This window comes from Aquabacterium commune (genome assembly GCF_004362855.1).
GTDB classification, from domain to species: domain Bacteria; phylum Pseudomonadota; class Gammaproteobacteria; order Burkholderiales; family Burkholderiaceae_C; genus Aquabacterium; species Aquabacterium commune.
In genome coordinates this window covers 538,740-553,715 of sequence record NZ_SNXW01000001.1, presented here as the reverse complement: position 1 = coordinate 553,715, position 14,976 = coordinate 538,740, and the positions used below count along the sequence as shown (strand labels likewise).

Here is a 14,976-nt window from a genome sequence, read left to right as displayed (position 1 = left end):
CAGGTTAGCGCTTGCCGAAGGATTCGGTGTCCCTCAAACGCGTGGGGACCTCGGTTTCGAAGCTCTTGAGGTAGCGGTCGTGGACGCGGCGCATCACCGGGCCGGACAGCGTCTGGCGGGTGGCCGAGGCTTGCTCGCGCTGGCCCTGGGCGTTGACCCACTGGCGGGTGATGACGCCCGTTGCGGGTGCGGGGGCGGCGGGCGCAGTTTGTGCCGACCCGTGCTGGGCGCTGCCGTCAGCGGTTGGGGTGTCGGCTTGGGTGTCTGCGTGGGCCGTGCCCTGGGCCCAGGCCAGCGGCAGCAGGGCGAGCACACCAAGCGCCGTGCGCAGGCGGTGGGGGATGGGCGTCGTGGTCATGGTCGTGCGGGTTCTTTGACGATGTTGGCGGCGTTGGCGGGCAGGGGGGGGGCGACCAGCGTGGGCGCCGGCTCGGGCAGGGGCGGCGCCGCCTGGGACTGGCTGGCCTGCTGGCCCAGGCGCTCCAGCGTGGCGGCGTCCAGGCCCAGGCTGGCGGCCAGCTCGCGGGCCTTTTCAGGGCGGCCTTCGCGCATCGTCAGCAGCACGAGGTTGCGCGAGGCGCGGGGTTCGCGGGGGCTGAGGTCCAGCACGGTCAGGAGTTCGAAGCGGGCCTCGTCTGGGCGGTTGGCCAGCAGCAGGGCGTAGCCCAGGTCGTTGCGCACGCGCACGTCGGTGGGGGCGGCGGTGCGGGCGGCCTGCAGGTGGGTGAGGCCCTCGCTCAGCTTGCCTTGGTTGGCCAGCAGCAGCCCCAGGCCATGGTGGGCCTGGGCGCTTTGGCAGCCCGACAGCAGCTGTTGGTAGAGCGCAGCCGCTTCGTGGGGCCGGTCGATGCGGCGCAGCGCATCGGCGCGCACCAATTGCACGCCCGGTGCCTCGCTGCGCATGGCGTCGAGCTGGGCCAGGGCGGCATAGGGCTTGCCATCGCGCAGGACCTGCTCGATGGCGGCCAGGCGGGTGTTTTCCGCCGGGCCCAGGCCCGCGCTGCACACGGCCGGGTCCACCGGGGCATCGTGCTGTCGGGGGCCGATGGGCGCGCAGGCCACCATGGTCCATGGCAACACCCATGTCAGCGCCAAGGTGGGCCAGCCGGCCAGGAGACAGCGTGCGCGCAAGGGTGGGGGCAGGCGGTGGGTCATGGCGTCAGATCGACTTGAGGGTGCGGACCACGGCCATGAAGCCCGGGCCGGCCAGGAAGAGGATGAGCGCGGGGAACATGAACAGCATCATCACCACGCTCATCTTGGCGGACATCTTGCCCACCTTGTCGCGCAGTTCGGTCATGCGGCGGTCCTCCATCAGCTTGATGTAGCGCATCAGCGAATCGCGCAGGTTGCCGCCGTAGCGCGCGGCCTGCTTGAGAATGGACACGGTGGACGTGAGCTCGTCCACGTCCAGCCGGCGGGCCATGTCTTCGAGCGCATCGCCGCGCTCCTGGCCGTGCTGGATGCGCTGCAGCACCCAGCTGAACTCGCTGGCCAGGTGGGGCGTGATGTGCTTGCCTTGCTCGCCGATGGCCTTGAGCGTGTGCTCCAGCGACAGGCCGGCGTCGAACAGCAGGCGCATCAGGTTGAGCACGATGGGCATCTCCTCGCGGACGGCCTGGCGCCGCCGTTCGGCCAGCCAGCGCAGCACCTTGCGCGAGCCAATGAAGCCGATGGTCAGCCCCGCGAAGCCGCTCTGGAACATCGGCCAGCCTTTGAAAGACGCGGCCAGCAGGCCCATCGCCGCCAGGCCCAGCGGCGCCATCCACAGCGAGGCATAAACGCGGGCGCGGGTTCGGTCATCGACCAGGCCGGCCTGGCGCATCAGCAGTTCGATCTCCTGCATGTCGGTGCCGGGGATGCGCTCCAGCACGCGGCGGAAGCGGTCCGACAGCGAGTTGGTGCGACGCCAGCGGCGCTGGGTCATCCAGCTCACGTCGTCGGGGGTTTCCAGCACCTCGTTGAAGCGCTTTTCGGCTTCGGGCGCGATGCTGTCTTCGCGGGTCAGCATCAGCAGCACCGCGGCCAGGCCGAAGAGCATGAGGGCGAGCAGCAGCCAGAGCGTCGTCATGGTGTCCTCACAAGCTCTTGATCATGCGCCACATGACCAGCACGCCGAGCGCCTGCATCACGGCACCGGCCACGAGGATGGTCTGGCCTGTGCTGTCGTGCCACATGCTCATCATGTAGTCCGGGCTTTGCCACAGGATGTAGGCGACCAGCAGGCCGGGCGTGGCGCCCAGCACCCAGGCCGTGACGCGCGTTTCACCCGTCATGGCGCGCAGCTCTTCCTGCGCCTGTTCGCGCTGGCGGATGAGGTTGACGATGCTCTCCAGCATGTCGCGCGGGCTGCCGCCATAGACGCGCGAGCTGTGGATGGTCAGCGCCAGCAGGTGCAGCTCCTTGATGTCGTGGAAGTGCGCGACGTCCTTGAGCGCATCGCCCAGGTCGGCGCCCAGCTCGACGTTTTTCTGCGCCTTCATGATGAGCTCGCGCAGCGGCATCTGCAGGTCCTCGGCGGCCAGCTTGATGGCGCCTTCGAGGTTGCGGCCGGTCACCAGGCCACGCACCACCTGGTCGATGAACAGCGGGATCTGGGAGATGATCTTGTTGACGCGCTGGCGGTAGCGGACCTGCGGCACCAGCACCGTGAGCACGATGGACAACGCCCACCAGGCCAGGGCCACCAGCGGGTTGAGCTGCTGCCAGAGCAGCACACCGAAGGCCACGGCGGCGGCCAGCACCAGCAGCGCGATGGCCGGCGTGACGTTCAGGCCCACGCGCTTGAGCCAGCGGTCCAGCTCTTCGAGCAGCGGGTTGACCGTGGGCCGATGCAGCGGCGTGTCTGGCGTCAGGAAAGCCACCTCGGCCAGGCGCTGATTGACGCGCGCGACCTGGTCCAGCCGGCGCGCCCGCAGCACCGACAACACGGCCGCCAGCATCATCAGCAAGGCCACCAGGAAGAGCATGGCGCTCACCATGAGCGGTGGAACTTCACGGCCTGGTCGTCGTCACGCAGGCGCAGTTTGGGGTTCGCAGGGCTCAGGCCGGTGGCCTCGAAGACCTTGCGCTCGGGCTGGTACACGAAGAGCTCATTGGTGACGATGCGCCCGTCCTGCACGCCCAGCACCTCGCTGATGGCCAGGATGCGGCGTCGGCCGTCGGTCAGCCGCCCGACCTGGATGACGAGGTCCAGGGCGGTGGCGATCATGTTCTTGAGCGTGACGTCCTGGCCCTGGAAGCCGGAGAAGCCGGCCAGCATCTCCAGGCGCAGCAGCGCGTCGCGCGGGCTGTTGGCGTGCACCGTGCTCATGCAGCCGTCGTGGCCGGTGTTCATGGCCTGCAGCATGTCCATGACTTCGACGCTGCGCACCTCGCCCAGCAGCACGCGGTCGGGGCGCATCCGCAGCGCATTGCGCATCAGCTCGCGCGCCGAGACCTCGCCGCGGCCATCGACGTTGGGCGGGCGGGTTTCCAGGCGCACCACGTGCTCGTGGCCCAGTTGCAGCTCGGCCGCATCTTCGATGGTGACCAGGCGCTCGTAGGGCGAGATGAAGCGGCTCAGCACATTGAGCATCGTTGTTTTGCCGGCGCCGGTGCCTCCGCTGATGAGCACGTTGCAGCGCTTGCTCACGGCGTGCTCCAGGAAGGTGAGCATGTCCTCGCTGTAGGTGCCCGCGGCCAGCAGGTCGCCGGCTTGCAGCGGGTCCTTGCGGAATTTGCGGATGGACAGGCAGGGGCCGTCGAGCGCCAGCGGCGGGATGATGGCGTTGACCCGGCTGCCATCGGGCAGGCGCGCGTCCACCATGGGGCTGGACTCGTCGATGCGGCGGCCCAGCGGCGCCAGGATGCGCCGGATGACGCGCAGCACGTGCTCGTCGTCGATGAAGCGCAGGTCGGTCTTGCTCAGGATGCCGGCGCGTTCCACGTAGATGTGGCGCGTGCCGTTGACCAGGATGTCGTTGATGCGGTCGTCGCGGATCAGCTCCTCGAGCGGGCCGTAGCCGGTCAGCTCATCGACCATCTCGCGGCTGAGGTTCTCCATCTCGTGGCGCGAGACGGGCAGGCGGTGCTCGGCCACGTACTGCGAGACCTTGCCCAGGACGAAGTCCGAGAGCTCGTTGCGGCCCATGTCGCCCACCGAAACGCGCTCGATGTCGATGCGGTCGATCAGGTAGTGGTGCAAGCGGAGCTTGACGTCCTGGTAGCTGTCGCTGCTTTTCAGGCTGTAGTCCACGCCCAGGGGTCGGAAGTCCATGGCGGTCTCCGGGTCAGCCAGCCTTGAGGCGGTTGCTCAGACTGGCCAGCCAGCCGGTGGTCTGCGGCACCGCGCGCACCGGTGTGCCGGGCTCGCGTTGCAGCTCCTGGGCGATCTTGCGCACGGCCACGGTGTAGGGGTCGCGCGGGGCCGAGGTGAACAGGCTTTCGCCGGAGTTCATCATGGTCAGGCGGGCCATGCCGGAGGAAGGCAGGGTGCTCAAAAGCGGGATGCCGAAACCTTTGGCGATGGTCTCGGCATCGGGCGGCACGCTGGACAGGTAGCGGTCCACGATCAGGCTGACCTGGCCGGCGCCGACCTTGTCAACCTTGTTGTCGCGCAGCTTTTGCAGCAGGTTGCGGTTCTGCTTGCAGCTCGGCACGCTTTGCTCGACGAACATCAGGGTGCGGTCGGCACGGCCCAGCAGCACGTAGAGGAACTCCGAGGCCGGCACGCCGCCCAGGTTCACCACGATCTGGTGGAAATGGCGTTTGAGCACGTTGACCAGCACGTACAGATCGGCCGAGGTGATGCGGCCGGCGTCCAGCGCGTCCTCGGGCATGGCCAGGATGCGCAGGCCGCTGTCGTGCTTGGGGAAGGCGGTGTTGATGAGCGTGTCGTCCAGGCGGCGCAGGCTGCGGATGGCGTCCACGAAGGTGTAGCTGGGCTCGATGCCCAGGTACTGCAGGCTGTCACCGGCGGGCACGCCCAAATCCAGCAGCAGGATGTCGTGCTTGGGCTGGGCCTCGCGCAGGGCCAGCGCCAGGTGCAAGGCGAACATCGTGGCGTCGCCACCTGGGCGGGCGCTGGCGATGGCCGTCATCTGGCCCTCGTTGCCGGCACCGGCGCGTTGTTGCTCGCTGCCTTCGCGGCTGACGGCGCGGCGCACCAGGCTGACGACCTCGCCCGGGCGCATGTCCGGCGAGATGAAATCGCGCGCACCGGCGCGCAGCGCGGTCAGCACCGATTGCCGATCGGGCGTTTCGGCCAGGGCGATGACCGGCAGCAGGGGCTTGGCGGCGGTCAGGCCTTCCATGAAGCCGGCGTCTTGCGACAGGCGGCTGCTGCCGAGCTCGCACAGCACGGCGCGGGCCTGCACGGCATCGACGAGTTGCAGCACGCGCTCCAGGTTGTCGCTGTCCACCTGGAGGACCTCGCCTTCGTCATGCAGCGTGGTCTGCACCCAGTGGGTGATGTCCTTGCTGCTGGTGATCACGAGGAAGTGGTTGAGGGCGCTCATGCCAGTCCTGCCTCAGCGGGTGAAGCCGAATTCGTTGCTGTCGAACTTGCCCGTTTCGAGCAAGAGCATGTGCAGGTAACCGGGGTCGTACCTGCGCAGCTCTTCGCCAGGCAGGTTGGGCAGGCGGGCGTTGCGCGCGAAGGGCCGCACCAGGCGCGGCGTGACGATCATCAGCAGCTCCTTGTCTTCGCGGTCGATGCGGTCGGAGCGGAAGAAGGCGCCGAGGACGGGGATGTCGCCCAGGAAGGGGAATTTGGCGATGTCGGCCGTGTTGAAGCGGCTGACCAGGCCGCTGAGCACGAAGGTTTCGCCGTCGCCCAAGGCCACCGTGGTGTCGGTGCGGCGCACGCGCAGGCCGGGGATGTTGAAGCCGCCGGCGGTGACGGACAGGGTGCTGTCCAGCTCGCTGACCTCGGGCGAGACCTTCAGCGTCATGCGCTGCTCGTCGAGCACCGTGGGCGACAGGCCCAGGCGGATGCCGAATTCCTTGAAGAACACCGTGACCGTGCTGTCGCCGCCACTGCCGGTGCGCATGGGGATGGGGATCTCGCCGCCGGCCAGGAAGGTGGCCGTCTGGCCGCTGAGCGCCGTCAGGCTGGGTTCGGCCAGGGTGTAGGCGAAGCCGTTGGATTCGAGCGCGCTGAACACGGCCAGGGTGTTGGTGCCCCAGTTGAAGATGTTGAAGGCGTCGGGGCGGGGGATGAAGCCGGTGGCCGACTGCAGCGTGCGGTTGCCCGATGCGGCGTCCGTGACCAAGCCGGAGAGGTTGCTGGGGCCCGAGATGCCTTGCGACTTGCCGTTGTGAAAATTCTCGAGGAAAAAGCCCGAGGACATCAGCTTCTTGCGGCTGACCTCGACGATTTTCACGTCGATCTGCACCTGCACATCGAACTTGCTGGTGCTGGCGTCCACCACGTTCGGCGCGGGCTTGGTGGGGTCTTCGCTCACGGACCGCTCGATGGCGGCGTGGCGCTCCAGCGAGGACAGCTGACCGCTCAGGCGCAGCTTGGTGCCGCTGCTGTCGAGCTGGGCGCCGCTGTCGATTTTCGATACGCCACCACCCGGTGACACGACCACGTTGAACTGCGCAGCAGGCGTGCTGGCGCTGCCGCTGTCCCACACCGAGATGGTGGCCGAGCCGGGCTTCTTGGCCGTGACGATGACGCCACTGGGCGGTGCCACGTTGATGCCGACGATGTCGTCGTTGGCCGTGGCGGCGCGCACGATGGGCCGGGGCTGGGTCCAGGTTTTCTGCTGGCCGACGTCCAGGTTCAGGGTGGCGGGGGCGGCGTGGGCCGTCGCGGTACAGGCCACGGTCACCGCGGCCACCGCGGTGAACGCGAGGGCATGGCGGGTCAGGGCGTCGAGCAGTGAATCAGGCGCGGTCATGGTTGCGACGCGTTGGAGGTCTGGGCCAGGCGGCGCTCTTTGCTGCCTTCCTGGATGATGACGGGGGGCGGGCCATCCGCCGAGGCGGGCGGCTTGGCCTTGACGGGCGAGAGGTCGGCCACGCGGGCGGGCAGGCGCCCAGCCGATGCTGCAGGCTCGGACGCTTGCGGGCGCAGGGCCAGGCGCAGCTGACCGGTGTTGGCGGCCAGCATCAGCGCGGGGGTGTCGGCCTCGGGGATGGCCAGCACGGCCGAGCGCAGGTTCAGTCGGCGCTCGCGCGACTCGACGGCGGTCTTGGCGCCGCTCTGGCTCATGGCCTCGGCCTGGGCCTTGTCGCCCGAGGTGCTGGGCGGGGTGTCCAGCTGGGTGGCATCGCCGAAGGTCAGGATGCGCGCATCGCGGATCAGGATCTGCGCGAAAGTGGTGTCTTGCGACTCCTTGCTGGCGCTGGCGAACTGCAGCACATCGACGTGGTCGCCGGGCTTGCCGTGGCCGCCCAGGCCGACGACTTCGTCCACCAGCACGGCCACCGCGCGCTCGCCAGGTTGCAGCAGCGCAGCGAGCGACTCCGGTGCGATCGTGGCTTGCAGGATGGGCGAGCCCTTGGCGATGGCCTTGGCCGTGACGTGGCCCTGCACCTGCTGGATCTGGTTGTAGGCGCCAGCCGGCGCCGTGGGCAGGGCCTGCACGGCGAGGTCGTCGGCGGTGAGCACGTGGCCCAGGGGCACGTCCTTGGCGGCCACGATCACGTTCACGGTGGGCACCGGCGCGGGCGCAGACGCCGTGGTCGGCGCGCTGGGCTTGCCGCTCAGGCGCACGCCGATGAGGGCCACCACGACCGCACCCAGGGCCAGCAAGCCAGCGATGATTTTCAGGACGTTGTTGTTCATGGGGCGGGGAACGGCGAAGGCCAAAGTGAAGGCGCAGTTGCTGAAGGCGCAGTGGCGCGGGCGCGGTGCGGCCGAGGGTCTGGATGTGGGTGAGGCAGCATCAGCGGGCGCATGCTGGCATCAACCCGGTTGCGCCACGGCCTGGCCGACGAGCTTGTCCGGCAGGTCCGGCACCTTGCCGATGATGGGCAGGTCCAGGATGGGCAGGGGCGGCGCGACGTTGTAGCCGTTGTAGGTGATGGTGACTTGCACGGCGCCCGAGGCGGTCAGGCTCACGGCCACGCCGCTGAGCACCGTGGCCAGGGCATCGGCCGGCAACCAGTTCAGGGATTCGGTCGCGCGGGCCCGTGCCACCGCGCGGGTGGCCGTCTCGTAGCTGAGGGCGGACGTGTAGTTCAGGGGGTCCACCTTCACCGCGGCGCGGGCGCCTTCAGCGGCCGCTTGGGTCAAGGCCTGCTTCATCATCATCGCCATGGAGTAGCTCACGATGGCGTAGAAGATGGCGAAGAAGAGCAAGAAGGCGGGCGCCATCTCCAGGGCCACGGCGCCGGATTGCGGGCGTCGGCCGGGCCGCACCGAGGCAGAGCGCACCGACCCCGAGTGCGTTGGCGTTGCGGGCGTGGGCCGGGTCGGCATCAAGGCGCAGGCAGGCCGGTCAGCCAGAGGCCCAGCAGCAAGCCAGCGGTGAGGCAGGCGCCGAAGGGCAGGTGGCGCTTCTTCTGCGGCGCCGAGGCAGCCCAGCGCGCCAGCCTGGAGCCCGGCGTTTGCCAGGCCGCCGGCAGCGAGGACAGCAGCATCAGCCGGTTGCGCCCCGCCAAGCCCACCGCCGCACCCAGGAGGGCGCCGATCGCGAAGCTGTTCAGGGTGAGCGGCCATGATGTGAGGAGGCCGAGGGCCACGAGGAATTTGACATCACCGGCCCCCAGCTGACGCAGCATGTATCCCGGCAGGGTCACGAGCAGCGCCAGGCCAGCGGCCAGCCAGGAAGACGACGCCGAAGCGCCCAGCGGGCTGTGCCCGACGATGAGCAGGTGCAGCACGCCGATCACCCAGCCACCCAGCGACAGCACGTTGGGGATGCGCCGGTGGCGCAGGTCCATCCACGCCACGGCGCAGGCCCAGACGGTCAGCACGCCCGCGGCGGCCGACGGGGTCAGCATGGCACCTGCACCTTCCAGTTGGGTCGGGCCTCGGGAGCCGGACGGCCCCAGGGCCCGAACCGCATCACTGCAGCTTGGTCTTGATCTTGGTGAAGAAGGTGCCCAGCTGGGTGCCGACGTCGGTCATGGCGGTGGCAGCGGCCAGGCCGATCAGGGCAGCAACCAGGGCGTATTCGATGGCGCTGGCGCCTTCTTCGTCTTGCAGGAAGGTCTTGATGTGAGAGATCAGGTTCATGGTGGTGCTCCGAGCAGGGCCGCACTGGCCCGAATTGAAAAAAGGGAGCGATGGAACGGCTGTCGCACCCGGTCAACAAAATCTAACCGATGTGACAGCGCCCTGGCCGGGCCACCAGCACCTGATTGGGGGACGGACTATCCCGAATGGGGTGTGCGATGGGGTGAAAAAACGACAAACCCTGCGGCCGGCGCCATCGTGGGTGCCCTGCCGCGCGCAGGGGCCGTGCCGCGCTTCGGGCTCAGAACTGGGCGTCCTGCAGCGAGAGGGTGCTGCTCGCGCCATTGACCACGCGGTCGCGCCAGGCCGGGGCGTCCACCAGCACATGGTGCAGGTGGTGGTGGGCCGTGGCGACCTTGGCGCCCAGCGCGGCCGCATCGCCGTCCTGGCGCAGCAAGCGTGCTTGCGCGGCTTCGGCCGAACGGGCCATCAGCCAGCCACCCATCACGGTGCCCGCCAGGTGCAGGTAGGGCACGGCACCTGCGGCCGCGGCGGCCGGGCGTTGCGGTCCGCAGGTGAGCAGCCACTCGGTGGCTTGCGACAGGGCATCCAGGCCGCGCTGCAGGCCCAGGCCCAGGGGGCGAAGGGCGGCGTCCTCGGCCTCCGCCAGGCGGTGGGCGTCGGCCGACATGGCGCGCTGCAGCGCCTTCATCGTCACGCCGCCTTCGCGCATCAGCTTGCGGCCGATGAGGTCGTTGGCCTGGATGCCCGTGGTGCCTTCGTAGATGGTGGTGATGCGGGCATCGCGCAGGTGTTGCGCCGCGCCGGTTTCCTCGATGAAGCCCATGCCGCCGTGCACCTGCACGCCGTCGGCCACGACGAGCTGCGCCGTCTCCGTGCACCAGCCCTTGACGATGGGGATGAGCAGGTCAACCAGGGCCTGCTTCTGCGTGCGCACGGCCTCGTCGGGGTGGCCATGGGCGCGGTCCATTTCGCCGGCGGCGAAGTAGGCCAGGGCGCGCATGGCCTCCACGCGGGCCTTCATCGTCATCAGCATGCGGCGCACATCGGGGTGGCCGATGATGGCGGGCGAGCCGGCCACCAGGGTGCGGCCCTGCACGCGGTCCAGCGCGTAGGCGCGCGCCCGCTGGTAGGCGCGCTCGGCAATCGCCACGCCTTCGAGGCCGACGTTGAGGCGGGCGTGGTTCATCATCGTGAACATGTGGCCCAGGCCCTTGTGCGCTTCGCCCACCAGGTAGCCGATGGCGCCGCCCTGGTCACCGAAGGACATCACCGCCGTGGGGCTGGCGTGGATGCCCAGCTTGTGCTCGATGGCCGTGCACATCAGGTCGTTGCGCGCGCCCAGCGAGCCATCTGCGTTGACCAGGAACTTCGGGCAGGCGAACAGCGAGATGCCTTTGACGCCTTCGGGCGCATCCGGCAGGCGGGCCAGCACGAGGTGGACGATGTTCTCGGCCATGTCGTGCTCACCCCATGTGATGAAGATCTTGTGGCCGCTGATGCGGTGGTGGTCGCCTTCGGGCACGGCCTTGCTGCGGATGGCCGAGAGGTCGGAGCCGGCCTGAGGCTCGGTCAGGTTCATGGTGCCGGTCCACTGGCCGGACACCATCTTGGGCAGGAAGCGCTGTTGCAGCTCGGGGCTGGCGTGGCGGGCCAGGGCCTCGACGGCGCCCAGCGTCAGCATCTGGCACAGCGAGAACGCCATGTTCGAAGACTTCCACATCTCCAGCACGGCCGTGGACACCGCCGTGGGCAGGCCCTGGCCGCCGAACTCGGGCGACGCGGGCATGCCGTTCCAGCCGGTCTCGCAGAACTGCGCGTAGGCCTCCTTGAAGCCATCGGCGCTGTGCACGACGCCTTGGTCCCAGCGGGCGCCTTGCTGGTCGCCCGACCAATTGATGGGGTCGAGCACGCCGGTGGCGAAGCGGCTCGCTTCTTCCAGGATGGCTTCGACCAGGTCGGGGGAGGTGTCTTCAAAGCCAGGCTGGGCGCAGATGGCATCGAGGCCGGCGATGTGCTGGAGGGTGAAGAGCATGTCGCGCAGGGGCGCTTGGTAAGCAGACATGGGGTGCTTTCAATGGGATGACCCCGGGGGCCCGCGAAGGCCACCGAGGTCGGTTTCAGATCAGGTGCAGAAGGATGTCAGTGCGCGCTGGCCGCCGCGGCGCCAATGCCGGTCTGGGCGCGGATGTCCTGGTCGCGGTAGCCGGCGATGTCCTGCGCGGCGCGGGCGCTGCGGTCGGTCACCGAGAACAGCCAGGTCACGAAGAAGGCCAGCGGCATCGAGAACAGGGCCGGGTGCTCGTAGGGGAAGATCGGCTTGGCGTTGCCCAGCACCACCACCCACACGGCCTTGGACAGCACGACGAAGAGCACGGCCGAGACCAGGCCGGCCACGCCGCCGATCAGCGCGCCGCGCGTCGTCAGGCCCTTCCAGTACAGCGACAGGATCAGCACCGGGAAGTTGGCCGAGGCCGCGATGCCAAAGGTCAGGCCCACCAGGAAGGCCACGTTCTGCTTCTCGAACAGGATGCCCAGGATGACGGCGACGATGCCCAGACCGATGGAGGCGAACTTGGAGACGCGCATCTCTTCGGCCTCCGTGGCCTGGCCCTTGCGCAGCACGCGGGCATAGATGTCATGGGCGATCGACGAGGCACCGGCCAGCGCCAGGCCCGAGACCACCGCCAGGATGGTGGCAAAGGCCACGGCCGACAGGAAGCCCAGGAAGAGGTTGCCGCCCACGGCCTTGGCCAGGTGCATCACCGGCATGTTGTTGCCGCCGATGAGCTTGCCGCCGATCTCGCCCTTTTCGAAGAACTGCGGGTCCTGGCCGACGATCACGATGGCCGCCAGGCCCAGCAGGCACACCACCAGGAAGAACAGGCCGATGAAGCCGCTGGCCACGAACACCGACTTGCGCGCTTCCTTGGCATTGGGCACGGTGAAAAAGCGCATCATGATGTGCGGCAGACCGGCCGTGCCGAAGACCAGGCCCAGCGACAGCGAGGTCGCCGTGATCGGGTCGGCCAGCATGCTGCCCGGACGCATGATGGCAGCGCCGTCCTTGTGCGCGGCCACGGCCGACGAGGCCAGCGTTTCGATGTTGAAGCCGAACTGGCTCATCGCGAGGGCCAGCAGCAGCAGGCCGCCCGACAGCAGCAGCACCGCCTTGATGATCTGCACCCAGGTGGTGGCGATCATGCCGCCGAAGGTCACATAAACCACCATCAGCACGCCCACCACGGCCACGGCCACGGGGTAGTCCAGGCCGAACAGCAGCTTGATGAGCTGGCCTGCACCGACCATCTGCACGATCAGGTAGAAGCACACCACCGTCAGCGAAGAGAACGCCGCGAAGGTGCGGATCGAGCTTTGCTGCAGGCGGTACGAAGCGATGTCGGCGAAGGTGAAGCGGCCCAGGTTGCGCATGCGCTCGGCCAGCATGAACAGGATCACCGGCCAGCCGATGAAGAAGCTGATCGTGTAGATGAAGCCGTCGTAGCCGCGCAGGAAAACCAGCGAGCTCAGGCCCAGCAGCGTGGCCGCGGACATGTAGTCACCCGCGATGGCCAGGCCGTTCTGGAAGCCCGTGATGCCGCCGCCGGCGGTGTAAAAATCCGAGGCCGAGGTGGTGCGCTTGGCCGCCCAGTAGGTGATGCCCAGCGTGCCCAGCACGAAGACCAGGAACATGGCGATGGCCGTCAGGTTGATGGGCTGCTTCTGTGTTTGCGTGACGTCGGCGGGGCCGGCCAGCACGCAGGTGGCGGCCAGCAGCGCGGTCGAGGCGATCAGTGCTTTGAGGGTCGGCTTCATGTGTTGCGCTCCACGATGTCACGGGTGAGTTGGTCGAACTCGGTGTTGGCGCGGCGCACGTACAGGCCGGTCAACAACCACGAACCCGCGATCAGGGCTGCGCCCACGGGCACGCCCACGGTCAGGGTGCTGCCCTCGAACAGGGCCTGGCCGAACACGCCCGGCGCGAAGGCCACCACGGCCATGAAGGCGTAGTAGGTGCCCAGCACCACCAGGGACAAGCGCACGGCCAGGCGACCGCGCCGCTGGACGAGTTGCTGGAAGGCGGGGTCGGACTCGACCCGCCGGTAAACGTCTTGGCTCATCTGTGTTTCCTTGTTGAGAATCTGGACGGAGGCGTCCGCGTCGGCAGGCATGGCGCTCATTCGATGGCGCTGGCCGACTTCACCTGCTGGCGCAGGATGAACTTCTGGACCTTGCCGGTGGCCGTTTTGGGCAGCTCGCCGAAGACGACGCGCTTGGGCACCTTGTAGCGGGCGATGTGCTCGCGGCAGAAGGCGAGCAACTCGCCCTCGCCGACGTCCTGGCCGGGCTTGAGTTCGACGAAGGCGCAGGGCACCTCGCCCCACTTGGCATCGGGCTCGGCCACCACGGCGGCCAGCATCACGGCGGGGTGGTGGTGCAGGGCGTCTTCCACCTCGACCGACGAGATGTTCTCGCCGCCGGAGATGATCACGTCCTTGCTGCGGTCCTTGATCTTGATGTAGCCGCTGGCGTCGCGCACGGCCAGGTCACCGGTGTGGAACCAGCCGCCTGCGAAGGCCTCGCGCGTGGCCGCCTCGTTCTTGAGGTAGCCCTTCATCACGACGTTGCCGCGGAAGCAGATTTCGCCGATGGTGTGGTCGTCCCAGGGCACGGGTTGCAGCGTCTCCGGGTTGAGCACGGTGACTTCCTCTTGCAGCGCATACGGCACGCCCTGGCGGCCGTTGAGGCGGGCGCGCTCTTCCAGCGGCAGCGCGTTCCACTCTTCCTGTTTGGCGCAGACGGCGGCCGGGCCATAGACCTCGGTCAGGCCATAGACGTGGGTGAGGTTGATGCCCGCGGCCTCGCAGCCCTCGATCACCGCCACCGGCGGCGCCGCGCCAGCGATCAGGCCATTGACCGTGTGGTTCAGGCCTTCGCGCAGCTTCGGGGGCGCGCTGATCATCAGGTTGTAAACGATGGGCGCGCCGCACATGTGGGTGATGTGGTGCGTCTTGAGCAGCCAGTAGATGACCGATGGGTCGATGCGGCGCAGGCACACGCTGGTGCCGGCGACCAGGGCCATCGTCCAGGGGAAGCACCAGCCATTGCAATGGAACATGGGCAGCGTCCACAGGTAAGTGGCGTGCTGCGGCAGGCTCCAGGAGATGACATTGCTGGCCGCGTTCAGGTAGGCGCCGCGGTGGTGGGTGACCACGCCCTTGGGGTTGCCGGTGGTGCCCGAGGTGTAGTTCAGCGCGATGGCGTCCCACTCGTTTTCGGGCAGGAAGCCGGTCGGCTGCGGTTGGCCCTCGGCGAGCAGGGCCTCGTAGCTCAGCGTGCCCAGGTGCTCGCCAGCGGGGGCGGTGTCGTCTTCGACATCGATGACGAGGATGTGGTGCTTCACCAGGGTCAGCGCCTTGCCGACCACCTTGGAGAATTCGCGGTCGGTCAGCAAGACGCGGGCGTTGCCGTGGTCCAGCATGAAAGCGATGGCTTCGGCGTCCAGGCGGGTGTTCAGCGTGTTGAGCACGGCGCCCGTCATCGGCACGCCGAAATGGGCCTCCAACATGGCCGGCACATTGGGCAGCATGACGGCCACCGTGTCGCCCCGGCCGATGCCTCGGGCGCGCAGGGCGCTGGCGAGGCGGCAGCAACGCGCTTCGGTCTCTGCCCAGGTCTGGCGGTGTTCGCCATAGACGATGGCCGTGCGGCGCGGGTAAACGGCTGCTGCGCGGCGCAGGAAGCTCAGAGGCGAAAGGCTGACGTGGTTGGCAGCGTTTTTCTCCAAACCAAGGTCGTAAGGGTTTACACTGATCATGTGGCTTTCCTTGTCGAGCACCGCC

General features: G+C 68.4%; 15 protein-coding genes. All 15 read right to left on the bottom strand.

Annotation, left to right across the window (positions count from 1 at the left end; translation table 11 throughout):
* Positions 1 to 4: 4 nt before the first annotated feature.
* A complete protein-coding gene (locus EV672_RS02460) occupies positions 5 to 358 on the bottom strand; it encodes a DUF3613 domain-containing protein (RefSeq protein WP_133605972.1) in 354 nt (117 codons plus the stop codon).
* Entirely contained in the window at positions 355 to 1,155 is an 801-nt protein-coding gene (locus tag EV672_RS02455; RefSeq protein WP_133605971.1) for a tetratricopeptide repeat protein, read from the bottom strand. The genes EV672_RS02460 and EV672_RS02455 overlap by 4 nt, the downstream gene beginning before the upstream one ends.
* Positions 1,156 to 1,159: 4 nt before the next feature.
* A complete protein-coding gene (locus EV672_RS02450) occupies positions 1,160 to 2,071 on the bottom strand; it encodes a type II secretion system F family protein (RefSeq protein WP_133605970.1) in 912 nt (303 codons plus the stop codon).
* A 7-nt stretch (positions 2,072 to 2,078) separates the two neighbouring features.
* Positions 2,079 to 2,969 (bottom strand): type II secretion system F family protein, encoded by an 891-nt coding sequence (locus EV672_RS02445; RefSeq protein WP_133605969.1) that lies wholly within the window; start codon positions 2,967 to 2,969, stop codon positions 2,079 to 2,081.
* A gap of 5 nt (positions 2,970 to 2,974) precedes the next feature.
* On the bottom strand, positions 2,975 to 4,258 hold the full coding sequence (locus EV672_RS02440) for a TadA family conjugal transfer-associated ATPase (RefSeq protein WP_133605968.1): 1,284 nt from the start codon (positions 4,256 to 4,258) through the stop codon (positions 2,975 to 2,977).
* 13 nt (positions 4,259 to 4,271) lie between these two features.
* On the bottom strand, positions 4,272 to 5,498 hold the full coding sequence (locus EV672_RS02435) for a CpaE/TadZ family protein (protein ID WP_133605967.1): 1,227 nt from the start codon (positions 5,496 to 5,498) through the stop codon (positions 4,272 to 4,274).
* Positions 5,499 to 5,510: 12 nt separating this feature from the next.
* The gene (locus EV672_RS02430) at positions 5,511 to 6,887 is read right to left on the bottom strand and encodes a type II and III secretion system protein family protein (RefSeq protein WP_133605966.1); all 1,377 of its coding nucleotides are present in this window, start codon (positions 6,885 to 6,887) and stop codon (positions 5,511 to 5,513) included.
* A complete protein-coding gene (cpaB, locus tag EV672_RS02425) occupies positions 6,884 to 7,777 on the bottom strand; it encodes a Flp pilus assembly protein CpaB (RefSeq protein WP_133605965.1) in 894 nt (297 codons plus the stop codon). Before cpaB ends, EV672_RS02430 begins: the two co-directional genes overlap by 4 nt.
* A 120-nt stretch (positions 7,778 to 7,897) precedes the next feature.
* On the bottom strand, positions 7,898 to 8,413 hold the full coding sequence (locus EV672_RS02420) for a TadE/TadG family type IV pilus assembly protein (RefSeq protein ID WP_133605964.1): 516 nt from the start codon (positions 8,411 to 8,413) through the stop codon (positions 7,898 to 7,900).
* Positions 8,413 to 8,937 (bottom strand): A24 family peptidase, encoded by a 525-nt coding sequence (locus EV672_RS02415; RefSeq protein WP_133605963.1) that lies wholly within the window; start codon positions 8,935 to 8,937, stop codon positions 8,413 to 8,415. Before EV672_RS02415 ends, EV672_RS02420 begins: the two co-directional genes overlap by 1 nt.
* Positions 8,938 to 9,001: 64 nt before the next feature.
* Entirely contained in the window at positions 9,002 to 9,172 is a 171-nt protein-coding gene (locus EV672_RS02410) for a Flp family type IVb pilin (RefSeq protein WP_133605962.1), read from the bottom strand.
* A 241-nt stretch (positions 9,173 to 9,413) separates the two neighbouring features.
* Positions 9,414 to 11,198, bottom strand: coding sequence for an acyl-CoA dehydrogenase (locus tag EV672_RS02405; protein WP_133605961.1), 1,785 nt, complete (start codon positions 11,196 to 11,198; stop codon positions 9,414 to 9,416).
* A gap of 77 nt (positions 11,199 to 11,275) precedes the next feature.
* Positions 11,276 to 12,949 carry a cation acetate symporter gene (locus EV672_RS02400; protein WP_133605960.1) on the bottom strand — a complete coding sequence of 558 codons (1,674 nt, stop codon included), beginning with the start codon at positions 12,947 to 12,949 and terminating at the stop codon, positions 11,276 to 11,278.
* Positions 12,946 to 13,254 (bottom strand): DUF485 domain-containing protein, encoded by a 309-nt coding sequence (locus tag EV672_RS02395; protein ID WP_133605959.1) that lies wholly within the window; start codon positions 13,252 to 13,254, stop codon positions 12,946 to 12,948. The genes EV672_RS02400 and EV672_RS02395 overlap by 4 nt, the downstream gene beginning before the upstream one ends.
* A 56-nt stretch (positions 13,255 to 13,310) precedes the next feature.
* Positions 13,311 to 14,951 carry an acyl-CoA synthetase gene (locus tag EV672_RS02390; protein ID WP_133605958.1) on the bottom strand — a complete coding sequence of 547 codons (1,641 nt, stop codon included), beginning with the start codon at positions 14,949 to 14,951 and terminating at the stop codon, positions 13,311 to 13,313.
* Positions 14,952 to 14,976 lie beyond the last annotated feature (25 nt).